At 57.3% G+C, this 22,960-nt stretch carries 17 protein-coding genes, 1 tRNA gene and 2 pseudogenes; 4 read left to right on the top strand and 16 right to left on the bottom strand.

Features of this window, described 5'->3' with window-relative positions:
• Window positions 1-215: 215 nt before the first annotated feature.
• The 7 genes from mnhG to dcd form a co-directional block, all read right to left on the bottom strand.
• On the bottom strand, window positions 216-593 hold the full coding sequence (gene mnhG / locus H8274_RS01235) for a monovalent cation/H(+) antiporter subunit G (RefSeq protein WP_185933622.1): 378 nt from the start codon (window positions 591-593) through the stop codon (window positions 216-218).
• A complete protein-coding gene (locus tag H8274_RS01230) occupies window positions 590-1,210 on the bottom strand; it encodes a monovalent cation/H+ antiporter complex subunit F (RefSeq protein WP_185933621.1) in 621 nt (206 codons plus the stop codon). The genes mnhG and H8274_RS01230 overlap by 4 nt, the downstream gene beginning before the upstream one ends.
• Complete coding sequence (locus H8274_RS01225) at window positions 1,207-1,842, bottom strand: Na+/H+ antiporter subunit E (protein ID WP_185933620.1); 636 nt, start codon at window positions 1,840-1,842, stop codon at window positions 1,207-1,209. The genes H8274_RS01230 and H8274_RS01225 overlap by 4 nt, the downstream gene beginning before the upstream one ends.
• Window positions 1,839-3,533 carry a Na+/H+ antiporter subunit D gene (locus H8274_RS01220; protein ID WP_082160131.1) on the bottom strand — a complete coding sequence of 565 codons (1,695 nt, stop codon included), beginning with the start codon at window positions 3,531-3,533 and terminating at the stop codon, window positions 1,839-1,841. Before H8274_RS01220 ends, H8274_RS01225 begins: the two co-directional genes overlap by 4 nt.
• Entirely contained in the window at window positions 3,530-4,078 is a 549-nt protein-coding gene (locus tag H8274_RS01215; RefSeq protein WP_065415078.1) for a Na(+)/H(+) antiporter subunit C, read from the bottom strand. The genes H8274_RS01220 and H8274_RS01215 overlap by 4 nt, the downstream gene beginning before the upstream one ends.
• Complete coding sequence (locus H8274_RS01210; RefSeq protein ID WP_185933619.1) at window positions 4,071-7,319, bottom strand: Na+/H+ antiporter subunit A; 3,249 nt, start codon at window positions 7,317-7,319, stop codon at window positions 4,071-4,073. Before H8274_RS01210 ends, H8274_RS01215 begins: the two co-directional genes overlap by 8 nt.
• Window positions 7,320-7,686: 367 nt before the next feature.
• Entirely contained in the window at window positions 7,687-8,286 is a 600-nt protein-coding gene (gene dcd, locus H8274_RS01205) for a dCTP deaminase (RefSeq protein WP_049620042.1), read from the bottom strand.
• Between the two features lie 308 nt (window positions 8,287-8,594).
• Here dcd and H8274_RS01200 point away from each other — a divergent pair.
• A tRNA-Gly gene (locus H8274_RS01200) sits at window positions 8,595-8,668 on the top strand.
• Between the two features lie 187 nt (window positions 8,669-8,855).
• On the opposite strand, the gene H8274_RS01195 is transcribed toward H8274_RS01200, so the two are convergent.
• The 3 genes from H8274_RS01195 to H8274_RS09670 form a co-directional block, all read right to left on the bottom strand.
• Complete coding sequence (locus H8274_RS01195) at window positions 8,856-9,056, bottom strand: hypothetical protein (protein ID WP_049620043.1); 201 nt, start codon at window positions 9,054-9,056, stop codon at window positions 8,856-8,858.
• Window positions 9,053-9,538, bottom strand: coding sequence for an Abi family protein (locus H8274_RS01190; RefSeq protein WP_082160133.1), 486 nt, complete (start codon window positions 9,536-9,538; stop codon window positions 9,053-9,055). The genes H8274_RS01195 and H8274_RS01190 overlap by 4 nt, the downstream gene beginning before the upstream one ends.
• 353 nt (window positions 9,539-9,891) lie before the next feature.
• Window positions 9,892-10,131 carry a hypothetical protein gene (locus H8274_RS09670; RefSeq protein ID WP_049620044.1) on the bottom strand — a complete coding sequence of 80 codons (240 nt, stop codon included), beginning with the start codon at window positions 10,129-10,131 and terminating at the stop codon, window positions 9,892-9,894.
• Between the two features lie 233 nt (window positions 10,132-10,364).
• On the opposite strand from H8274_RS09670, the gene H8274_RS01180 reads away from it, so the two are divergent.
• Complete coding sequence (locus H8274_RS01180; RefSeq protein WP_049620045.1) at window positions 10,365-10,778, top strand: hypothetical protein; 414 nt, start codon at window positions 10,365-10,367, stop codon at window positions 10,776-10,778.
• A 221-nt stretch (window positions 10,779-10,999) separates the two neighbouring features.
• On the opposite strand, the pseudogene H8274_RS01175 reads toward H8274_RS01180, so the two are convergent.
• From H8274_RS01175 to H8274_RS01160, 4 genes and pseudogenes are all read right to left on the bottom strand, one after another.
• Window positions 11,000-12,235, bottom strand: a pseudogene (locus H8274_RS01175) (IS3 family transposase).
• A gap of 177 nt (window positions 12,236-12,412) precedes the next feature.
• Window positions 12,413-12,958, bottom strand: a complete 546-nt coding sequence (locus H8274_RS01170; RefSeq protein WP_185933618.1) for a hypothetical protein — start codon at window positions 12,956-12,958, stop codon at window positions 12,413-12,415.
• Window positions 12,959-13,243: 285 nt separating this feature from the next.
• Window positions 13,244-14,439 (bottom strand): IS3 family transposase gene (locus tag H8274_RS01165; protein ID WP_185933549.1). Its coding sequence is split into 2 segments (ribosomal slippage): window positions 13,244-14,157 and window positions 14,157-14,439, totalling 1,197 coding nucleotides; the frame shifts between segments, so codons are not numbered across the junction.
• Between the two features lie 217 nt (window positions 14,440-14,656).
• Window positions 14,657-15,685 carry an amidase domain-containing protein gene (locus H8274_RS01160; protein ID WP_185933617.1) on the bottom strand — a complete coding sequence of 343 codons (1,029 nt, stop codon included), beginning with the start codon at window positions 15,683-15,685 and terminating at the stop codon, window positions 14,657-14,659.
• Between the two features lie 113 nt (window positions 15,686-15,798).
• Between H8274_RS01160 and H8274_RS01155 the strand changes: the two are divergent.
• Both H8274_RS01155 and H8274_RS01150 read left to right on the top strand, forming a co-directional pair.
• Window positions 15,799-16,956: pseudogene (locus tag H8274_RS01155) on the top strand (IS3 family transposase).
• A 900-nt stretch (window positions 16,957-17,856) separates the two neighbouring features.
• Entirely contained in the window at window positions 17,857-19,278 is a 1,422-nt protein-coding gene (locus H8274_RS01150) for a hypothetical protein (protein ID WP_185933616.1), read from the top strand.
• 310 nt (window positions 19,279-19,588) lie between these two features.
• On the opposite strand, the gene H8274_RS01145 is transcribed toward H8274_RS01150, so the two are convergent.
• Window positions 19,589-20,812, bottom strand: a complete 1,224-nt coding sequence (locus tag H8274_RS01145; protein ID WP_185933615.1) for a class C sortase — start codon at window positions 20,810-20,812, stop codon at window positions 19,589-19,591.
• A gap of 178 nt (window positions 20,813-20,990) precedes the next feature.
• Window positions 20,991-22,892, bottom strand: coding sequence for a SpaH/EbpB family LPXTG-anchored major pilin (locus H8274_RS01140; RefSeq protein ID WP_185933614.1), 1,902 nt, complete (start codon window positions 22,890-22,892; stop codon window positions 20,991-20,993).
• Between the last annotated feature and the right edge of the window lie 68 nt (window positions 22,893-22,960).

The following is a 22,960-nucleotide window of genomic DNA, read 5'->3' as shown; positions in this document are numbered from 1 at the left end:
AGAATGCCATTACTATTTAATCTCGGAAATTGTTCGAGGTACGCTTTATTAGCACGATTTATAACATACAATTTCGCGGTACGCTCACATACACCGTGACGCACTACGCATTATCTCTTAGGTGCCGTTCCCCACTTCGTGACACGAAAAGTGGCCGGCTTATTCGGCCGGCCACTTAGAAATACATTTTCCCAACCGGGAAGCAGCATCGTTTTTTATTTCCCGTCCGTCTCAGTTTCGTATTCGTGGCGGAAACGCATGTCTTCACGCAGTTCGTCGATCGTCATATTTTCGGTGTCTACCCGCCCGGTGCGATATCCGGTACGCGAGAGCATGTGGGCGGAGATCGGCGAGGTCATGAGTTGGAACATGATCACCAAGATCAGCGTCCACGTTACAGAAACATCTCGCACGAAGAAAATAGCACCAATCAGGCACAAAATTAGCGATAGCACCTGCGGCTTAGTAGAAATATGGAGCCGGGCCATCATTTCGTCATAACGAAACATACCGATAGAGGCCACCAAAGTTAGGGAACAGCCCGCGATCAAAAAGAGCGCGCCGACCACATCCCACACAATATTCCAGGTCATTTTGAGTCCTCTCCGTGCGTTCCTTGGGAGCCTTCACTTCCTCGCGCTCCCGGCGTTCCTGGGGCCCCTTCGCTTCCTCGCGCTCCCGGCGTTCCTGGGGCACCTTCGCTTCCTCGCGCTCCTTGGCTGTCACGCGCTCCCCGCGCGCCTCGTGTTCCGTGCGTTCCTTGGGTTCCCGGTTTGCTCGCAGCTTCCCCGCTCCCACTTTCGGCGCTTACCGGCACGTAGTCCGTGGCGGCGTCGTCAATATCTGGGTTGTGGGCCGGGGCGGCATCTTCGGCTTCCGGGTTGTCGGTGCCGGTTTCTGCGGCTTGCGCGGCCTGTTCTTTGCGAAGCTCGCGCGGATCTACCGGGTCGAGGGGCCGGGTGAAGCGCGCTACGGTTACGGATCCGAGGAAGCCCACCACGGCGACGACGATAAACACCGCCAACAGATCCGTCCGCCGCGTGAGGCTGGCCAGCAGGGCAATGGCGCTCATCATGATGGAAGCCATGACGTCTAGCGAGTTTACGCGGTCGAGCGCGGTGGGGCCTTTTTGGATCCGTACCAGTACCAAAAGCGCGGAAATGAACAGCATCACCGCGCAGATCCCGATTACGATCGTCAGTGCATTCATGCGGCCTCCTCGGAAGAATCAGGGGCGAAGGGCGTGGGAAGGCGCCCGGCCTTCGGGGAGGCACCAGGCACGAAGCCCGCGGCCACGAGTTCCCGGCCGGAAGCTAGCGCGCGCAACACTCGTTCTTCGAGGTCGAGTACAGATTTGTGCGCGGCGGAAACGCCTCCCGCAAGTTCGACGTCGAACACGTGCACGTACAGGGTGCCCGTATCGGCATCGGTATCAATCACCAGGGAGCCGGGCACCAGGGTGGACATGCAGGAGGTGAGGAACAGGTAGAGATCGGATTGGGAACGTAGGCGTACGCGGATCACGGCGCCGCGCGGTTCTTTCCGCTTGAAAATGAACCAGGCCATTTGGGTGGAGGCCACCACGAGGTCTTTGAAAAAGATGGCGAAGAGGCGTATCAAAGCGCGCGGGCGGAAACGGGCGTCGTAATCGGTGGCGGGGAATGGGGATATTTCGGTTACCAAAAGCGCGAGCGCGAAACCGGCCACTACGTTGCCGGCGCTCACCTCGCCCCACAGTAGGACCCACACCATGGTTAGCCATACCAAAAGGCCGAGCGAGGCCTTGGGGAATCTCCCGCCGCTGCGGGTGGCGATACGGATCGCTTCATTTGCTCTACTCATCGCGTTTCACCTCCGTTGGACGCGGTAGTCGGCGCCGGGCTGGGCGTGCTGCGCGGCGTTTTGCTGGGTTTACCGGTGGGGCCACTTTGGGTGGGTTCATCCCCGAAGGGGAATTTCACCGAGGGGGTGGCGCCCGGTTCGGGTGTGGGCACGGGATCTTTTTCGGCCACTTCCGGGGAGATGCCCGAACCTCGTTTATAGTCTGGTAAGACGGCCGAAATATACGGGGTGCGTTGCAGTAGTTCGGTGGCGGCGCCGTCGGTAAAACTGCGAATCGGGGCCGCGCAAACGGTAATTGTGAGCATTAGCGCTACCAGCCCGGAAGCGGTAGCCACCATACCGCCCGGGTAGGCGCGGTCGGGCAGTTCTTCCGGTGCTTCTTGCCAGAAGGCCATATTCCACACCCGGATCACCGCATACAAGGTAAGGAGCGAGGTGATCAGCCCGGCGGCGATTAGTGCGTAGTCGAGCCCGGTGGCCCGTTCCGCGGAGGCTTCAATAAGCCCGATTTTGCCGAGGAATCCGGAGAATGGTGGGATTCCGCCCAGGGATATGGCGGGCAGGAAGTAGAGAACCGCTACCACCGGAGCTGCCTTCATGATCGAACCGAGTTTCACCAACGACGTCGTGCCTGCTACCCAGCCGATCAAACCGACCACCAAGAACAGTGCTGTTTGCACCACGATGTGGTGGATGGCGTAAAAGATCGTGGAGGAAAGCCCGGCGGCGTTACCAATCGAAACTCCCCAAATGAGGTAACCGATGTGGGAAACCAGGGTGAAGGAGAGGAGGCGTTTAGCGTTTTCTTGGGCGATGGCGCCGAGGATCCCCACCACCATGGTGACGATCGCGAAAACGCCGAGCACGGTATCGAGTTTTCCGCCGGGGAAGAGCAGGAACTGGGTGCGAATAATCGCGTACACCCCCACTTTGGTGAGCAGGCCCGCAAATACGGCGGTCACCGGCCCGGAAGCAGTGGGATACGAATCCGGCAGCCAGGCGGAAAGCGGGAAGATCGCGGCTTTCAGGCCGAAAGCTACCAGGAACATGACTTGCAAAATTAGGCGTATCCCGGGATCGATTTCGGGCAGTTTTATGGCGAGGTCCGCCATGTTTACGGTACCTACGGCCGCGTACGTCATTCCCAAGCCGGCCAGGAAAATCATGGAGGAAACGAGGGAGACGATCACGTACACCGAACCGGAACGCATCCGTTCCGAAGTGCCGCCCATGGTGAGGAGCACGAAGGAAGCGGTGAGCAACATTTCGAAGCCCACGTACATATTGAAAAGGTCACCGGTAAGGAAGGCGTCGGAAACACCGGCGGAAAGGATCATGAAGGCCGGGTAGTAGACGGCGGTGGGGGCGCCGCGTTCGCCGTCTGCCACGCCCTGGAAAATCGAGTAGATAAGTACCAGGAGGGTGACGGCTACCGAGGTGGCGAGCATGATCGTCGAAAGCCGGTCTGCTACCAGAGAGATACCTACCGGGGCGGCCCAGTTGCCGACGTCGAGCACCACCGGACCATCTGCTGAGCCAATGAGCAAAATAATCGAGGTGACCAAGACAATGCTCATTATGGCTACGGACGTCCAGGCTTGGGCATTGCGCCGGCGCCCCAAAACGAGGAGCACGCCCGCCGCAAATAGCGGTAGGACGATCGGCAAAGGGAGAAGTAATGCTACGTTCATCGCCGCCCTTCCGTGCCGCGGGTTGCATCCGGATTAGAAATAACGCCTTGCCGGCGCACCCACCGGCGCACCACGCGGCCGGCGGGTTTGAAGAAACTTTCCGAACCTTCGGTTTCATCCCGGAACTCTTCGGAAGTTTGTTCCAGATCGGTACCAGCCTCGGACCTTTCGTCTACGTGCCCGCTGATTTCGGAGCGCAGGGCGATGGCGCGATCTTCTACGTCGTCACGCACTTCGTCGTTATCCCGCAACTGCCAAGTGCGGTAGGCCATGGCGGCCAGGAAGCCCGTGGTGGCCAAGGTAATCACGATCGAGGTGAGCATCATGGCCATCACCAGCGGATCCGACCACGAATCTGGTTGGCTTTGCTCCACGAAAGGCGGGTTACCGGCCCGCCCACCCGCGATGAGGAACATAATATTCACCCCGTTGCCCAGGCAGGAAATGCCGAGTACCACGCGGGTGAGCGAACGCTCCATAAGCAGGTAGACACCAACCGCGACCAGCACGCCGCACATAATGACGAGAGTAAGTGAACTAGTCACGGTTTCCTCCTGTTTCGCTGGGGGTGGGTTCGGTGGGCGCGCTACCTTTCGCGGTTGGAGCGGCAGACGCGCTGTTCGCTCCGCGGTTAGGCGCCACCGCTGCGGGCGCGCTACCGTTCGCGGTTGCCGTAGCGGTCGCCTTCGCGGGCGTGCCGCCAGCGCTACCGTTCGCGCCGCTACCTTTCGCGCGGAATGGGAGCGGCGAGTAGGTGCCCATGGTTTCGGCGCGCTGCCGCGCTTCTTCGTGTGATTGCATTTCTTCGCGCAGGTCTCGCCGGGAATCGGCGGCCGGTACTAGCCGCGGTTCGGTTGGCAAGAGCCCGGCTTCGCGTTCGCCGTGCCGGTCAATTTCGGCGCCCAAGGAACGCAAGATTTCGTGCACGAGCCCGAGCACCACCAGGTAAACCCCGGTATCGAAAACTAGTGCGGTAGTGAAATGCACGTCCCCGAAGATCGGGATGTTTAGGTCTACGCGCGCGGTTTGCAAAGGCGTGCCACCCAGCACGATCGGGGCCAGGCAGGCCAGGGTGGCAAGTGCCAGGCCAAAGCCCGTCAAATGCGCGGGCAGTACCGGCAAGCTCACGCCGAGTTCGAATCTGCCGCCGGCCAGGTAGCGCAATACCAGGGCAATACCGGCCAGCAGTCCGCCCGCAAATCCTCCGCCGGGCAGATTATGCCCGGAGAACAGGAAGAATAGGGAAACAATAATGATCGAATGGAATACCACGCGGGTGCCGATCTGTAACATGATCGGCCGGCTGGTGACGCCCGGGCGCCGGTCTGAAGCCAACCAGCGCCGGCCCCTCCCCTCTTTCCGTTCGTTTTCGTCCCGGCGCAGCGCGTGCATCAGGTAGCTTTGCGGATCGCGGGCCATTTCTTCTTGCTGTTGCTTCCGGTTTTCGTTGTAAAGGCCCAGTACGTTGCGAAGCCGATCGGTACCGCCGGCGCGGTCCCTAATAAAGAGGAGGGAAGCAATGCCGACGGCGGCTGCCACGATCACGGAAATTTCGCCCATGGTATCCCACGCGCGAATATCCACCAGCGTCACATTCACGATGTTTTTGCCGTAGCCGAAGCTGAAACCTTCCGCCGCGAAATTCTGCGAAACCGGGGCGTGTATGCGCGCGCCGGCCATGAGCATGGCCAGGCCGGCAAAGAGCACGCCTACTAATACTGACAAAGCGATGCGGCGCACCTGGAACCGGTGGCGGCGTCGGGAAGAAAAATAGATCGGCATGCGGCGCAAAACCAACACGAATACCACGAGGGTAAGGGTTTCGGAAAGCACCTGGGTGAGTGCCAAATCCGGGGCACCGTACAGTTCGTAGGTGAGGGCCACCGCGTACCCGGCCACGCCCATGAGGATCACGGCTTTCAGGCGGTGGCGGGCCCGGGCCGCCAAAATGGCGCCCCCGCAACCCACGATTGCTACCAGGGCTTGCACTGAACCATCCCACGCCCGCACGCCTTCCGGCAAAATCGGCGTTCCCACCGCGATCGCTACCAGCAGGCCGATCACGAGGGTCCAGAAAATCGTTTGTACATAGCCGGGCAGGGAACCGGTTTGGGTGCGGGAGGTGACGATCGTCGAGCCGCGTTCCAGCGAGGAAATAATCCGGTGGTAAATGCTTTCCATGGAAAGCGGGAAGCGGTGCGCGCGGCCCCACGCCGTCCACTGTTCCCGCACCGCAAAGATCGCAATCCCGGCGGCAATAATGGCGAGAGTCAGCACAAACGGCCCGGTAATACCGCTCCACAAATGTAGTTCGCCGTACGAACCGGCCGGCACGTACTGGTCGATATGTACGGAAAGGAATTTATTGAGCGGCTCGGTGGCCAAGCCGGCTACCAGCCCGAGCAGGGAAAGCACCGCAACGGGTATCACCATGACGTAGGAAGCGGGCCGCACCGGCGTCGGCGCTACGCCCGGTTTGCTCATAAACGCACCCCACCAAAAACGCAGACCATAGGCCACGGTGAGGGCCGAACCGGCGGCGATACCGAGGAGCACGAGCGTATCTGCCAGCGTGCCGCCCCACAGGTGGGTGAGCGCGGCTTCTTTGGCCACGAAAGCGGCAAAGGGTGGCAGGCCCATCATGGACATATCTGCCAGCGCCGCACAAATCGCCACCTTCGGCATTTGCTTACCCACGCCGGAAAGTTCGCGCAGGTCACGCGTGCCGGTGCATACGTCCACAACCCCCACGGAAAGAAATAGTGCGGATTTGAATAGCGAGTGGCCGAGCAGAAGCATCATCCCGGCAAGTAGCATCGTTGGTTCGCCGTAACCCACGAAAAGCATTATGAGCCCCAGCTGGGAAACCGTGCCGAAAGCGATTACCAGTTTGATGTCGGTTTGTTTGAGGGCCCGGTAGCCGCCCAGGAGCAAGGTAACGACGCCGGTTATCGTGACCAACCAATGCCACACCGGGTTACTCGCAAACCCGGGGGCGAAGCGTGCCACCAGGTAGACGCCGGCTTTCACCATGGAAGCGGCGTGCAAATACGCCGAAACCGGGGTGGGTGCGGCCATGGCCGCGGGCAGCCAGAAGTGGAAAGGTATGAGCGCCGATTTGGAAAGCGCGCCCAACAGTAGGAGCACAATGGCCGCGGTAATGAGGCCCGGCTGTTGCGGGGCGAGGCGGCCAGTTTGCGCGGCTTCAATTAGGGCCGCCGCGGAATAAGATCCACCTTCGGCCTCCCCTAAAATCGCAATGCCCGCAAGCATGGCGAGCCCGCCAAAAGTAGTGACCACGAGGGCCTGCACGGCGGCGCGGCGCGAAGAAGCACGGTCGGAATAGTGGCCGATAAGCAGGAAGGAACAAATGGTGGTGAGTTCCCAATACACGTATAGGGCCAGCGTGTTATCCGTGGTTACCAGGCCGAGCATAGCGCCCGCGAAGGCGAGGAAAATCGCACCGAACCGCCCCAGATAGGAAGCTTCCCGGCTGAAATAGCGTGCCGAGTAGAACAGCACGACCCCGCCCACTCCGGAAGCAATGAGCGCGAGCACGAGGGAAAGGACGTCGATCCGAATGTCTAAGTTGAGCCCGATTTGTGGGATCCACGGGATGTCTACGGTATAAAAATCGCCGCGGGCAGTACGGGGAATGAGCGTGAGAAGCCAAATGAACGCAGCACTCGGAATAAGTGAGAGCGCCGCAAAGCCTCCCCTCCCGCGGCTCATGATCAGCGGCGCGCACAGGGCACCTAAGAAAAATAGCGGAAGTAGAACTGGCATGGCCCTCCCAGTGCGTACATGGTGTGCGGTTTTATATGCGCTTTGCGTGCGGTTTTAGTGTTTTCGGTGTGCGGTGCTCCCAGGTGGTAGCGGAGCAAATTACCGTACCATTTTATGTGCAGAGCGCTTTGAAAGCCATAGTGTGTGAGAAGAAAAGGGTCTGGTAATTAGCTGGCAATTAGGCCGGAGCGTAACGTTAGGTGCACGTACGGGACGCCGCGGAAGTCGCCGCCGCGGCGAATGTTTCTAGGACAACGTTAGGTGCACGTGCGGGACGCCGGCACCCGGGAGCGCCGCGTTACGTTACTACCGCGCTACGTTAGTACCGCGCTACGCTAGTACCGCGCTACGTCACTACCGCGTTACGTTAGGCGGGGTCGAGCGGGTGGTTGCCGACGTCGATCCGGTGGAAATTAAGGTACGAACGCGAGGCGGTGGGGCCGCGCTGACCTTGGTACCGCGAACCTTCCGCACCGGCGCCGTACGGGCGGCGGGCTGGAGACGATAGCTGGAAGAAGCAGAGTTGGCCGACCTTCATGCCCGGGTAGAGGCGGATTGGCATCGTGGCGGTGTTAGACAGTTCGAGGGTCACGTGCCCGGAAAAACCGGGGTCGATGAACCCGGCGGTGGAGTGAGTGAGCAGCCCGAGCCGGCCCAGGGAGGACTTACCTTCCAAACGGGAGGCGACGCCGGGGCCGAGCGTTACTTGTTCGTAAGTAGAGCCGAGCACAAACTCTCCGGGGTGGAGCACGAAATCGCCATCGGCCGGCACTTCCACCAGCCGCGTGAGCTCTTCCTGCGGTTCGGCAGGGTCGATCACCGGATAGCGGTGGTTATCGAAAAGCCGGATAAAACGGTCCAAGTGAATATCGATGGACGAGGGCTGCACCATCTTCGGATCCCAAGGATCCAAAGTAATCTCGCCCGCCTTCACGTACTCGTAAATATCAACGTCAGACAGTAGCACGCCTTCGATTCTGGCACATTTAGGCCGTTTGTGGCCGCACGTTTCGAGGTGCGGGCGCGGCGTGTGCGGGCTGGGTGCGCGGGATGCGGGTTGGGCGCGCTGGACGTGGGCACTGGATTGCGCAAGACGACGGCGCGCGGAACGTGGGCGTAGGGCGTGCGCAACTACATTTTGCTCATTGGGCGGCGAACCGGTACACTCTTATCCCAGCGCGAGCTTTTAGCTGCGGCAGTAAGTTTCGATGGCTTTAGTGGCTATTCGAGCTGGGCAGCGGTTTTAGCTCGTTGCTCGTTGCAGTTTTACTGCTTGCGGGTGTAGTTCATCGGTAGAACGGCAGCTTCCCAAGCTGCAGAGGCGGGTTCGATTCCCGTCACCCGCTCCACTATGACGTCGCATTTGATAAGGCCGGGGTTGCGTTTAGCGAGTATGCCCTAAGGGGCCTAGATCTCGGCAAGCGTCGGCGAGTTCGTGTTTTCCCTAGTCAGAGCGTTGGCGGGTTGAGCGACGGCTAGTTACGGGCATGAAAATGCCCGCCTCATATGAGGCGGGCTCAGCTATGCGGAACAGTTCTACAGGTCGATGGTGATCCTGCGCCCGTCGCGGAAGAAGAACTCAATGGCCTCTCCCCTGACGATGGCGTGGTCGATCAAGGCTGTCCACTGGGTTGGCTGGAACGCGCTAATCGGTGCGCTTGAGAGTTGGTCGTATGCCGTGAGCAAGGCCTTGTGTTTGACTTGGCGCTCGTTGATCTGCGTCTCCAGGTTCGTCAATCGGTTGGTGGCGTGGTTATTGTCGGCCTCGATGCGTTTGATCTGTTTGGTGTACTCGTCTTGGTCGGTAGCAACATGCTGTCAGTAGCGCCCTTAGTGCGCTTTGAAGGATTGCTCGCGGTGGCATTGAGCTTCGATGCATCGAGATGAATCAGGGGGTCAAGTGCCCCGAGGTGGTAGCCCAGCAATGAACGGATCGCTAGCTCTATGGGAGCAAGGTTCGCAAAAACCGCGTGACGCAATCGAGCATCGAAGTCGTAGAGCGCGAGGACAAGATCGAGGGTGGCGCCGTCCTTGAAAACATCGAGTGCCGTACGTGTTTGGGGATCTACTTGATGCATCGAGTGCCAGTAACCCGATAACCGATAATAGTTATGTGTGCGCAGAACTTCGGCAGCATGAGCCGGATCGTCGATGCCTAATCCTCGTGACTGGAGGATGCTGACCTGTTCTTCATAGCTCTTGAACGGCTTTGTCCCCATGCGGCCTCGTGAAGATAGAAAGAGACCGGCCCTGGACTCCCGAGATGGGCAGCGGAACCGGTCGTGTTGACATCCATGATAGCACACTGATGCCGAGCACGCACTAGGTCACGATTGCGCCAGAGGCCTGGCCTCTCTGTTCCGATAGGACACCCTCGGCACATGATGACCGGCTCTGACCACATCCGAAGACGTGGCGAGCCGGTACTGGTAGGACCAGATTAGTACGTAACTGCTACGGGAGCCAAGAAGCACGCAGCCATCAAGCGTCAGAGTGCTCCAATACTCCAATTTTCCAGCTTCCTCATGTCCCTCCACGTGTTGAACTGCTCCCCATTAGTTGGACTGAGAAATCAGACACCTAGCGGGGTGAGCTGAGCGCGGATAGCGCGCCGGGGCTCATCCCCGCCTGCGCGGGGAGCACTAATCACGCCATATCGATCTGCCCACCAAATAAGGCTGTCGAACGCAATCTCATGAATGTCGAAGCATTCACCGAGTTGCTCGATGCGAGCTTCGATATGGACGTAGTGGACGACATCACCCTCCACGGTTTCCAAAAACCCTGCCGCCGCCAAAAACCATAGGGACATGATCACGCACGACCCGTACCGGCAGGTTGTCTTCAGAGATCCAGAACAATGGCGCGACCCGATGTTTCTCCTCCGACCCGTAGGGCAGGCACTGACGCGAGCGGCGCGCCCCGACGTCGATACGATCCGGGACCGGACCCACCCCAACCGTCACGCAGGGCGCGAATCATCCATAGGTCCGATTCCCTTCGTCTATGAGCTACGTAGAATTGGTTGCAGTATAGGAGGCAGACATGCGATTGAGCTCGTACCCTGATCTGGCATCGCGCGCGTTGACGCTTGCGCTACTCATTGGTGGTGGGTTCGCCACCGGCCTTGGGGTGGAGGCAGTCAGCGGACACTCGGGCTTATCGCTCTGGTTTCTTGCTGTGGCCTGCGTGATCTACGTGGCGGCTTACCTGGGTGTGCGTCCCCTTGCCACAACGGTGACGGGTGCGTGTGGCTTTGCACTTGATGCCGTGATGAGCGTTCCTCTGGGGTTGTTGTTCGCGGCGAAAGAGCTCGTGCTCCCCATCACCGAATGGGGATGGTCGATGTTCTTTAATGGTGTCTTCATCGGCCTCTTCATCATCTTTCTTTCGGACTACTTCTATCGCCGCCACCCACGAAAGAACGACGACGCCGTCCCAAACAACCCAAAATCCTAGCCAACCCAGCCCTTTTTAGAGCCGTGAAAAACAAACTCGCTAAACCCTGGAGCCCGGAACAAATATCTGCTTGGCTCACGCGCACTTTCCCGGATAATAAGGCTATGCATGCCTGCCACGAAACGATCTACCAAGCCATCTACGTGCAAGCCAAAGGCTCCCTCAAACTCGAAGTCACACGCGCCCTACGCACCGGCCGTGAAGTGCCCCGGGTTTTGTTCCTAGGCATTTGCCTTGATTTCCATTCTCTCGTGATTTGGGTTGCTAGTCCAAAACTCTTCTTCTACTTCTGCCGGCGTACGGTAGCCGAGACTTTGGTGAAGCCTTGATTCGTTCCACCACGTGACCCACTCGAAGGTCGCGATTTCTACGTCGACCACATCGTTCCAAGTGCGGGTATGAATGATTTCATTTTTGTAGGAACCGTTGACGTTTTCGGCTAAGGCATTGTCGTAGGAATCACCGACCGTCCCAGTAGAGGCCGTGATTCCGTGCTCGGCTAGACGCTCGTTGTAGACAATGCTGACGTATTGCGATCCGTGATGTGCATGGTGAACAAGGCCCGCTGTGTCCTTGGCACACACAATGGCTTGATTCAGCGCCTGCAGCGGCAACGCCTCGGTACGCATCGAATCGGACAACGCCCACCCGACGATCCGACGGGAGTACACGTCAGTCACGAACGCCGTGTACGCGAAGCCGCCTCGCGTGCGGACGTACGTAATGTCAGCGACCCATAGACGGTTGGGTCCACAGGCCTTGAATTCACGGTTAACGAGGTCAGGTCGCGCATCCGGGCCCGTAGGCTTACGGGTGGTGATGGGTGCACCACCTTTTCCCTTTCCGGACAGGCCAGCCAGGCGCATCAACCGGGCAGTCTGTTCGCGACCAATATCAATACCTTCACGTCGAAGCGCGTGCCACATTTTCCGCACGCCGTAAACGCCGTAATTGCCAGCGTGAACCTCGCGAAGACGTTCCACGAGGGCAGCATCGCGAAGGCGGCGAGCGCTCACGCCACGTGCTTTGTGTTGGCGGTACCCGCGCGAGGTGATAAATCCTCCCTCACGATGATTCCTTAACGTCTGGCAGATGAACTCGGGCTGTGAAACGATCCCGCTGTTTATCGATGAATCGGATCATTTCCGACGTTTGGGGTCGAGTTCTGACGCGAAAAAAGCCGATGCGGCCTTCAGCAATTCGTTTATGTCACGTAGCTCCTGAACTTCGCGGCGTAGCCTGGCATTTTCAGCAGCCAGGTCTTCAGGCAGACGCTCGGGAACTCGTCCTTCGCGGCGAGCTGCCTGCGTCCATTGGCGAGCTGTGTGCCATGAGACGCCCAGTTTGGGTGCCACAATCTTGCACGCTTCCTGCATGGATATATTCTCCGCCATAATGCGGTCTTCTACGAGACGGACAACGCGGTCCTTCGCATCCTGGTCAAATTTCCTCGGCATGTTCCAAATTTTCCCATCTACTCAAACGGAACAAGACCTGGGGCACTTCATGCCCGCGCTATTTTCGAATCCGTAGGCCTCCAGCTGGCCCGGAAAAACTACCGCGCCCGCGTATGAACACGGGCGCGGTGAGCGGCACCAAGCTGGGAAGCGAGGGCCGGGAAGGCCGGAGAAAAACTAGTTTTTGGCCGTGGACGCTTCAGCTTTAGCGGAAGCGAAAGCCTTGGTATTTTTCTCGGTTCCCGGCAAGAGGCCGGCCAGCTCTGCGAGGTTCTCGGAGCTTGGATTGGCTTTTACCTTTGCCAGGCTTGCCTCAACCTCGGAGGCGTGGAAGGTGTTTTGCAGGCGCGAGAAGTGCCAGAGAGTGGCCGGCACTTCGGCCTCATGGTCCATCGCGCATTTCCACCAATCATTGAAGTTATCGGCGGTGACGGGCAGGGAAACCTGGCAGTCACCGGTAAGCGTTTTTACCTCGTCCGAAGCCGCTTTCTCCCAGTTTTCGGAGGCCGCGGCGGCGTCGTCGTACATCGGCAAGCCGTCAACTTCGATACCATCGCCGATTTGGTAGGTTGCACTCGTGGAATGTTTATCGCCGTAGGTAACTACAGTGTTGTATGCGCTATCGGCTCCGTTCCCATACTTCAGGAAAAAGAAGACCGCGCAGACAATCACCACGGCTACGACGCCCGCTACCGCGAGCCCGATTTTGGATTTTGTTTGCATGATGAGCTCCTCAAATAGAGCATCGCTGAGAAATGAGCTGCGGCCATATCTCCAGCGTATGTGAATGTGGATTATAAGGGGCAATTGATCGGCAGGAAGTCCCGGGGAACGATGAGATTGCAAAAACCGAGTGCCGATAGGCGCGCGTCTGGCGGACCTTCACTTGAATCAAAGACCGCCCTTTTGCAGGATCTCTTCTGCCGAGGGTCTAAAACTACCCCTTCGCTATGGTTTAAAACAGGGGGATGGGGCCCGACCCCCGGAAAGTGGACATGGGGGTGGTGTTTATGCTGCAAGGTCAAGTGTAGCTGACGCGTGTTTTTCGAAGGTGTCTGGGGCCTGGTAATTGCACCAGGTGTGCAATCGTTTCGTGTTATACCGAGTACACCACGCAAAGACCTGCCGGCGGCAGGAGAGCATGTTGGGGAAAACCTTCGCATTTTTGAGAACTTCTCGTTTGAGCGTTGCATTAAATGACTCTGCCAGCGCGTTATCGGCACTACTGCCTACAGCTCCCATGGATTGTTGTACTCCCAACTGGCGGCATGTTTCTTGAAATACAGAGGAGGTGTATACACTGCCGTGATCAGAATGGAAAATCGTTCCACGCAAGGATCCTCGCTGGTCTGCGGCCATCAGTAATGCCTCTCGGGCGAGTTCAACACGCATGTGATCTGCAATCGCAAAACCGACCAGTTTCCGGGAGAAACAGTCAATCACAGTAGCCAGATACATATTCTTTTGCCCGGCAAGGGGAAGATATGTAATGTCCCCGACAAGCTTGTCGTTAGGCCTGGCCGCGGTGAAATCACGCTCGAGAAGATCATCAAAGACCCGCTTATGTGGATCACTGACAGTAGTGCGAACACGACGTTTTTTCGTAAAACCTGCCAACCCGAGAGCTTTCATCACCCGTGCTACGCGTTTGTGATTTACCGGCTGGTCCGGGGTCTGCGCAGTAAGCAACGCGGCTATACGTTTAGCACCATACAAGCCACCTTCCGCCTCGAAAGCGATCCGAATTCGCTCCCCTAGCAGCCCGTCAGCGTATACCTGTTGCTCGCGCCGGGCCGCATTTGCGGCCCACTTGTAATAGGAAGAACGCCTTACTTTCAGTACGGTACACATCCGCTTGACTGAGAACTCAGTACGGTGGTCCTCGATGAACTTGAAGCGGATCACAAGCCCATCTCCTTCGCGAAATACTGCGCCGCCTTGCGCAAAATATCGCGTTCTTCTTTCAAAAGCGCGTTTTCCTTTTCGAGTTGTCGGATTCTCTCTGCTTCAGATAAGACCCGCGCCGCCTCTGCTTCTTTGCGCCGCCTGGCCCGCACCCCGGTGCCAAACTGGTTTACCCAGTTTTGCAGCGAATTACGATTAATTCCCAGATCAGAAGCAACCTGCGCCATTGAAGCCTCGCTGGACTCGTACGCGGCTACCGCGTCTTTCTTGAACTGCGCGGAATATGTTTTACGGGACATGGTAGAAGACTACCTTTCTCCGGCTGAACGCCGGGGCTAGCCTATGTCCACCAACAGGGGGTCAGGTCCATGAAGACATTGCCCACTGACTATATTGCCGTCACCCGCTGTCTGGTCAGTGGGCAATGTCTGAAAGATGGTGTAGCGAAAAGTGCGGAAACCAGCGGAATGTGGAATCTGCGAAGTCGCTAGCCAAATAGTAGAAATCTACTTCCTACTACCATCCAATAACGACTCCCCATGCGCTCGATCGTTGCCATCCCTTCGCAACACCAGGTTGCCTATGGTCTGGAATCATCCACCCAAGATAATTCTTAGTGTGCTGAGCCACTAGTCGGTTTTCGCCGCTGGCTTCGACGAGGAAACCCGAATGGTCATAATGGTTATCACCATCGAAATCCGCAAAAATAACCGCGTTTGTGTAGGCATGCGCCTTAAATCCTGCGAAGTCTGTGTAGCGCCCTCGCCCTGGCGCGAGACCAAGATGTGACGCTAGAGAATTAGCGCGGATCCAAGCTGGACGATAAGGCGACCAGGAATTGTTGTCAGGCCGCCCTCCGGCACGCATAATTTGGGATACAAAGTTTGCGCAGTCTCCACCGCGTCGACTGAAATCTGTGTACGAAGGATTAGGGGACCATGCCCACTGTATTGCGTAGTTGCGTGCATTCAAATAGTTGTGCTTGTATATTAGCTCATTAGTGGGGCCGCCCAGGCTCTGGCTTTCATCCAAATTTGCGAGCAATTCGGAGTTGTTATCCGTTAAGGGAAGATATCCGCCCAGATCGGCAACGGTGGTATTGGAGGGGTCTTGGCTCCAGGACTCAATTACCTCTTCAAACTCTTCCTGAAGGAATGTGTTCTTGAGCCGCGACAGATGCCACAGTGCCGCAGGGACATCCTCGGCGTATTCCATCGCACACTCCCACCAGTCGTCGTAATTTGCGCTGGTGATTGGCGTGTGCAGGCCGCAATTTGAAACAAAGATCTGAGCCTCCGAGGGCGCGGCTGCCACCCACTGCGATGTGGCCGCATCGGCATCGTCGTATAGCATCGGCCCGTCGACTGAAATTACGCCGCCGACACTGTAAATCGCTCTTGACGAATGGGCATTACCGTACTCGGCAACTAAAGCTAGTGAATCATCAGGGGAGATGGTATCGACAACAGAGGGTGGCGGTGAGTGCAACCCAATAGCGACTAGGGTAAAAACGGTGAAAATAGCGGTATTCAATGGCTTATTCATGACTATCCTAATATTTAGCGTTTCAATACATCACTGGCCTGGGCTGGATTAAATAGACCATGTGATTTGAGCGTGTCTTCCGTGACAGCCCCTGTTGGGCAGGAAGACTGGTAATCATGAAGAAATTCTCGAAGCACACCCCTGAGCAGATTGTGGCCAAGCTCGAGAAAGCCCGGGCCTTGAAGGCCTCGGGTAGTACTGTGGCCGAAGTCTGCCGTGAACTTGGCGTTAGCGAGGCAACCTACCATCGCTGGGTCAGGCAGTACGGCAACATGTCCCGCAGCGAAGCCCGCCGCTTTAAAGAGCTGCAGGAAGAAAACACCAAGCTCAAGCGCTTACTCGGGGAAGCCGAGTTGGAAAAGGCGCTGCTGAAGGAGCTTGCGGAGGGAAAATTCTGACCCCGGCACGCAGGTATGAAGCCATCGATTACGCTCTATCAGTGGGTTATTCGGTGCGCTTTGCCTGCCGGGTCGTCGGGGGTATCCAGAGCGGCGTACTACAACGCCCGCAAACGCCACCAGGAGCCAAGCGCGGATAAGTACGCCGCTCTGCGCAGTTGGCTGGTCACCTTCGCTGGTGAGTACCGACGCTGGGGCTATCGCCGCGCTTGGGTGAAAGCCCGACAGGCCGGCTTTACCTGTGGCCGTGATGTGGTGCGCCGCCTGTGGCGCCAGGAGGGTCTGCGGGTCTTTCCTCGCAAAGCTGCTAAGCGACGCTGCTTGCCCGTGCCAACACCCCGCACGCAGCCAGCGGCGTGTCCGGGGCAAGTGTGGGCGCTGGACTTCCAGTTTGATAGTGACTACCAGGGCAAAACCTTCAAGATCTGCAACGTGATCGACGAGTTCACCCGTGAGCATGTTGGTTTCGAGGTCGCTCGGTCAATTACCGCTACTGCGGTGATTGACCTGCTGGAGAATTTAGCCGCTGTGCGTGGTGGTAGACCTCGGGTGTTGCGTATGGATAACGGCCCGGAGTTCATCAGCCATGAGCTGACTCAATGGGCAGCCAAGCAAGACACTATCGAAGCGTTCATCCCACCGGGAATGCCCTGGCATAACGGGTTTGTGGAGTCCTTCCACAACCGGCTACGTGACGAGCTGCTAGAAGACGAGATGTTCGACGACCCTGCCCACGCGTCGCACTGCCTGCGACTGTGGTCAGAGCGTTACAATACGCATCATCCTCATTCGAGCCTAGGATTTATCCCACCGACTGAATACGCCAACCAATGGCACCAAACCCAGCAATGCACTCAAACCGACCGGTCCTAAAAACTAGCCCGGCCCACGATAGTGACGAGAAAACCAAGCGTAAACACATTCTTCAGACGCATTGGACCTCCCCAAGATTAAAGAGTGCAGGACACCGCTGCAACAGCCAGTGCGGCAGCAATTAGTGCCGGACCTCCACTTCACCACACATAGTGACGTACCCAACACTACCACTTAGGGAGTCACTAAGAGCCCCTCCTTTGCAACACGCAACCTGACGTTACGTGACAAACACGCCCCTCCTGTCGTGCACGCTCTCGCTGGCTGAACCTGCGCCGCACCTAATTACTCGGTCTAGACCCATGATGCTTGCCTGGGTAGGCGACAATCTCACGGGCAAAGCGCGTCCGTTTCTGCCGTCCCCGTACACATAGAGCAACTACCTCTCTCACCTTTAGAGAGTTGGCATTACTGCTGCCATTTACACCCACTTCGCATGACTGCCAAAGGCGCAACTGCGGTAACCCTCCCGACACTCACTACGAAAAACAAACTGCCCGGCATTCACTACGAAAAAAGGAGCCTCCTTTTACTTTCTCGCCCACCGTTCGCCGTCTGTGATTTTACGCACGCCAAAGCTCTTTAATTACCAAATCATGCAGGTGTATTAATTAGCGCCACCCACCTGCCGGATTGGCACTAAAGTCCTGGAGTTGCGCAAACAGCTCCACGCGTTTACTAATTCCTTAAACGCAGCTCTGATAGTGCTTTTATTCCTATACTTTCAAGAAATTTGCGCCGCAAAATTCATTGAACGGCCACCTTCTTTGGGTTAGGTTGGCCTTACTGCCAGTAGGCAACTTCCCGCGCCGTAGATTTTCTCGCAGGCGCCAAATTTTACATCCCCTTCCGAAACAGCAACTCTTGTTTCGAAGCAAGCATTCTTGTCAGGAGAAATATATGAAACTAGCCAAGCTTGCAGCTTCTTTCCTAGCTGCAACATTGGTGGCCGCTATGCCCGCCACGGCTGGTGCAGCCACCATACGCGACGATTACGCCGAAACCCCGAAAATCAACCCGGAACTCCCAATTGTTCACACATACCACGGTTCCGATCACATCAAAGCCAATATTCTTAATCCACACCCTGTATGCAATCCGTGGGAAGACTACCGCACGGTTGTGTACGAGGTGAAGGATAATTTCACGCCTGCAGGCACTATCTCCGCCACCAACCAGACAGACAAAGACATTCCGCTATCGCAGTCTTTGTCCTTGAACCAATCTATCTCCCTTAGCGTGAACGGTAACCGCACGTCCTCTACCTCCGTCAACCTCGGCGGCAGCTACAACAAGGACGGCGAGTCTGTCTCTACCGGCATCACCATGTCTATCTCTGAGTCTCTTGGCGCCTCCGCTTCCTACAGCCTTAGCTGGAACCAGGGACAGCAAATTGGGCCTTACACGATTAGCCCCGGCCAGACCGGTGAGGCCACCTACGGTTTCCGCACTATTTCCATGGACGGCACGCAGCAATACTGCAAGCCGAACGGCACTTGGTCTACCCCCACACCGTGGTCTTCCCTGGCTCCCATAAAGAAGGAAATCAGGGTCAAGACTTACTCCACCGCAGCTGGATCCCATGATGCGGTTGCCAACAACAAGGTTGACCACGTTATCAATGAGAAGCTTGACAACAAGACCGAACCTACCGTCGAAGAGAACCCCACCGTCGACGCCGGTGACGTGGTTGGCGATGACTCTGCTGTAGACGAGAGCACGGTGGTGGAGCCCGTCGAAACCGAGGAAATCGTTTCTGGCCCGGAAGCTGAGAACAAGCTTGCCGAAGAGGAAGCAAAGGCCGCGGAAGCCAAGGATCCTTCCGAAGTTTCTGCACCGCGCGAGTACGAGCTCACACCTCGTCTTACCACTGCTAAAGCGACCGGTTTCTCCGGCGCCGTTGCGCTTCGCCTCAAGAACACCGGCACCAAACGCTACGAACCGGACTTCCCTTACACCACTTTCCGGCTCGAGGTGAAGACCACCGCACAACCCGGTGACTATCTTTACGGCGTTGACCGGTTCATGACGCCGGGCTGGTTCAACGGTGCATATACCCGCGATCTCGGCTTCGATAAGGAACGTTCCGTCCGCACTTTCGAGATCACTCTGTCCAATCCGATTGAACCGGGTGAGGAAGTGCTGGTTGCCAACCTGCACTTCGGCGATGGCCTTATCCGCGGCCACCGAATGACTAACACCATCACGGTCACCCAAACTGGTGGGCACCCGGGTGATGCCAACTTCGAAAACGGAGTTGAATTCAACTCCGCGGACATCACCACCAACGATTTCGGTGAAAAGCACAGCGGCGTCTTCTAAATAGATTCCACTGCTTACAGGTAGGGGTTCGGATCGGGTTTCCGGTTCGGACCCCAACTTTTTGTCTGCGAGTGGGCGGGATTTCCACGCTTCTTCGCGCGGGAGAGCTGCCACACTCGAATGGAACCTGCCAACCCAAGTACGAGGAAAAGCGAACGCCACAAAAATTGCGACGCCGGCAGCGTGCGCGGCAAGTACTCCATACCGCTACGCTACCGAACGCGGGCTAACTGCACTACCAAACGCGGCCAAACTGCGCTACCAAATGCGGATAGCCTGCGCTACCAAACGCGGGCTACCTCTAACTTGGCTAGGTATTGTCAGCTAACTCGGAAAGGCCCGGCAGTCCCTCCTGCCCCGGTGCACCCTCGTTCTCTACCGCGCCCGTCTCTTCTTCCTCTTTCGCGCGTTTGCGGCTCTTAACAAACCACCAGATAAGCCGCCCGGCTATCAACAGCCCGATTATGGCCCCAATGATTAGCAGGATCATCCACCATGCCCAAGCCATGCCACTAACGCGAACATGCTCCGGAGTGGGAATAATGCGTTCACCGGTAACTAGCAATCGGTGTGAGTTGATGCCGTATGGCGTGCAGGTAAGCAGAGTGACGAGGTCTTTATCTTCCACGCGAACCAAGTGGGAGGGGTCATCGGGTTCTACGGTTTCGATGGCGATCACGCGGTAGCCAAGTTCTTCGCCGAGCACGTTGAGGAAGAATTCGTCGCCCTTTTCAAGTTCGGTAAGCCGATCAAACATGGTGGCGTACACGAGCCCGGTATGTCCCGTAAATACCGCATGTCGGTTAGTACCGCCCACGGGCAGGTCGCTACCGTAAAGATGGCCGAGGGAAAAGTTGAGAGTGCTCGCGTCCGTACCGTGCAAAATCGGCAAATTCAGGTTGATTTTAGGGATTTGCAGGGTGGCCATGGCATGCGTGGTACCCGGCAATAAGGTGAGGTAATTCTGGTATTCAGGGGAATCGCGCACCATCGAAAGCAAGGGCTCGAGAACCGGTTTACCGTCGATAGATTTGTTGTATTCCTTGGCGCGCGCGATCTGCGAATCAAGTTCGGCTTGCGGGACGGAGTTAACGTAATCCTCATACAATTCCGCTTTGCGCCGGTCCAAATTGTTGTTCCAAGCGGTAGAAATCACCGGATACGCAATGATGCTCACCCCGAGCAAAACGATAAGAATACCGATTGCGAGGGGCCAATTCGAAGCCAAGAATCTATCCCACCGCCCGCCGGCGGTCTTTCCACCGTCTGCGCCGTTACCCGTGCCGCCATCCGCCGCATTGTTCCCTGCGTCGTTGCCTGCGCCGTCGCCTGCACCACCGCCCAAGTTTTCGCCAGCGCCACCCGGGGCTTCGCCCCCGCCACCTGCGCCGCTGCCTGTCCCGGCGCTTTGATCGAGGCCTGCGGAAGTTTCAGTTTGGGTTATTTCTTCCCACCATGCAGAAAAAGTATCTGCTGGGGGTTGTTGTGGGGAATTAGGGCCGTGTTTTCCTGAAAAGCTATCGTGTTTTGCCATCTTCCGCCTCAGATAAGCCTGACCGGCGGGCAGGTGCCCACAAGTTGCTAGCTGGCTTTCAGCCCTCTAGCGGTGTGGGGCAACCAACCCGCCGGTTAGCGGTTATTTATTTGCCTCTAACCTGTTTCCGATGAACCACAGGAGTTCTGCGGAACCAGGTTTCGGTGATTAGCCGAATTTAGGCGCTGTGCTGCTGTTCCTTGCGGCGCTTCGCGGTGTAGCTGAAGAGCGCTGCACCACCGAGGATCAGCACGGCACCGATGATCGCAAGGATCACGACGCCGGTGCTACCCGTTGCGGGCAAGCCGAACCAGCTTGCGCCGTCCTGCTGCGGAACGTTCGTGATCGTTGCAGCATAGCCCGGTTCACCATCTACGTGCGTCAAGTTGATGGCGATCGTGTTAGGCGTCTTCACGTAACCCGTTGGAGCCTTAATTTCTACGAAGTAGTAGGTTCCATCCGAGATAGGCTTGCTGGACTTAGCAGTTCCATCCGCACCGGTCACCATGATAGGTCCGGCACCACCGCCTGCTTCTGGTTTCTCCATACCGTCAGAGGCTCCCGCGGGCGCGGCAATCGTCTTGTGGAGGGATTCAGAATTCGCACACTGCGCTGTATCCTTGGCGCACAGATCCGCTGCTTCCTTCGTGCTGAACACGTAGAACTCGGCGCCTTCCAACTTCTTGGTGGTATCTCCGGCATCAACCTTGGTCAAGGTGAAGTCCTTGAGGTGCAGCACCGGGTCCTTACTCGGGTCGGTTGGCTTCTCGGTCGGAGGAGTCGAGGGGTCCACACCGGCCGGGCGGCCAAGTACGAAACCACCATTATTTACAATCGCGTCACCGCTGCCAACGTACTCTGAAATTGTGAACGTGTAGGTTACACGCACCTGCGCACCCTGATCCGCACGCTTGGCAGCTGCGATCTTTTCCAAACCAGCTTCGGTGAAGTTCACCTGAATCCGTGGCATCTTCTTCCCGGAGCTCGAACCAGGCTTCACCATTGGGTCGAAGACGATTTCCTCTTTGAGTTCAACCGTGTAATCCGTACCAAGGCTCAAGGTCTCGCTAACGTTTCCATCGCCCTTCAGGAGCACTACCGTGCCCACGGTGGCCTTTAGGGACTCGTCTTGCGTGTCAAGCGATCCCGTAGCAAGCGCCTCTTCTACCTCCGCAAACCCATGCGGAGCGGGCTTATCGTAGATCGCGTATCCGTGGAGATTATTGGCCGTATACGCATTAATGGTTGCGGTTACGTCGTAGCTGATTTTATCGCCAGGCAGGTAGCTCTTAGCAGCACTGGAGATGTTCTTGGTGACGGTATCCACCTGGTTCTTCGGGTACACGTGAGTCGCGTAGAGGAACTGGGTGTTGTTTACCGGATCGGAATCATTCGCGAGAGCAATCGGCACCGTCATGTAGAAGGGAGCCGCAGCTGTAAGGCCATCCAGCTTACCGGAGGCGGTTTGCGCGTTTACGGGATCACCTTCGGTCACTCGGTACAGACCGAGGGCCAGGTTATCGAACTTGGCACTACCGCTTTCGTTCGTCGTGACTGACGCCGGCGTTGCGTCCACGAACTTGAGCGTGGCCAGTTCGTCCTTAAGAGTGTAACCTTCCGGAACGTCTACGTTACTCGCATCGAGCTGGATAGTTTCTGCACTCGGGTTCGCGTTGAATTTCTTCACCAGGCCCGAGATCTTGGTCCAGGTGTCAAAGTTCGTTACATCAACGTTGAAGGTTTCCCGCTTTTCTTCTGCCGGAGTGCCTTCCTTCACCACCGTGTAGGTAATGCTGTCAAGCTTTTCTACCGTGTACTCCACATTTTGAACCGGTGTCAGGCCGGCCAGAGCTTCAGCATTCTGCTTGGTGCCGTCGTTGGTTACATTTTCCAGGGAGCCCGAAGCCGCCATGTACTTGTGTACTTCAATGCTTCCCGTGTATGCCTTACCGGTTTCTGACCAGGGGGCATCCGGGCTGGGATCAACCGCAGGAGGCGCAGCATACGCTGCTAGCGGCGATACCAGAAGCGCCGCGCTGGCCGTGAGGGCCACAAGCGCTCTCTTGATCGTCTTCTTCATAAATAACATCCTCTTCCGTGGATTTTTGGAACTTATATATTCGCCATCGCGCGGCGCGGACCGACTAT

The sequence above is a fragment of the Actinobaculum suis genome (assembly GCF_900618115.1).
In the GTDB taxonomy this organism is placed as follows: Bacteria; Actinomycetota; Actinomycetes; order Actinomycetales; family Actinomycetaceae; genus Actinobaculum; species Actinobaculum suis.
The sequence above is the reverse complement of the archived record's forward strand: the minus strand, read 5'-3'. Positions and strand labels throughout refer to the sequence as shown.

Coding starts and splice junctions, on each gene's coding strand:
- mnhG (WP_185933622.1), bottom strand. CDS start 593: ATGACCTGGAATATTGTGTGGGATGTGGTCGGCGCGCTCTTTTTGATC.
- H8274_RS01230 (WP_185933621.1), bottom strand. CDS start 1,210: ATGAATGCACTGACGATCGTAATCGGGATCTGCGCGGTGATGCTGTTC.
- H8274_RS01225 (WP_185933620.1), bottom strand. CDS start 1,842: ATGAGTAGAGCAAATGAAGCGATCCGTATCGCCACCCGCAGCGGCGGG.
- H8274_RS01220 (WP_082160131.1), bottom strand. CDS start 3,533: ATGAACGTAGCATTACTTCTCCCTTTGCCGATCGTCCTACCGCTATTT.
- H8274_RS01210 (WP_185933619.1), bottom strand. CDS start 7,319: ATGCCAGTTCTACTTCCGCTATTTTTCTTAGGTGCCCTGTGCGCGCCG.
- H8274_RS01190 (WP_082160133.1), bottom strand. CDS start 9,538: ATGGGGACAAAGCCGTTCAAGAGCTATGAAGAACAGGTCAGCATCCTC.
- H8274_RS09670 (WP_049620044.1), bottom strand. CDS start 10,131: ATGTCCCTATGGTTTTTGGCGGCGGCAGGGTTTTTGGAAACCGTGGAG.
- H8274_RS01180 (WP_049620045.1), top strand. CDS start 10,365: ATGCGATTGAGCTCGTACCCTGATCTGGCATCGCGCGCGTTGACGCTT.
- H8274_RS01170 (WP_185933618.1), bottom strand. CDS start 12,958: ATGCAAACAAAATCCAAAATCGGGCTCGCGGTAGCGGGCGTCGTAGCC.
- H8274_RS01160 (WP_185933617.1), bottom strand. CDS start 15,685: ATGAATAAGCCATTGAATACCGCTATTTTCACCGTTTTTACCCTAGTC.
- H8274_RS01150 (WP_185933616.1), top strand. CDS start 17,857: ATGAAACTAGCCAAGCTTGCAGCTTCTTTCCTAGCTGCAACATTGGTG.
- H8274_RS01145 (WP_185933615.1), bottom strand. CDS start 20,812: ATGGCAAAACACGATAGCTTTTCAGGAAAACACGGCCCTAATTCCCCA.
- H8274_RS01140 (WP_185933614.1), bottom strand. CDS start 22,892: ATGAAGAAGACGATCAAGAGAGCGCTTGTGGCCCTCACGGCCAGCGCG.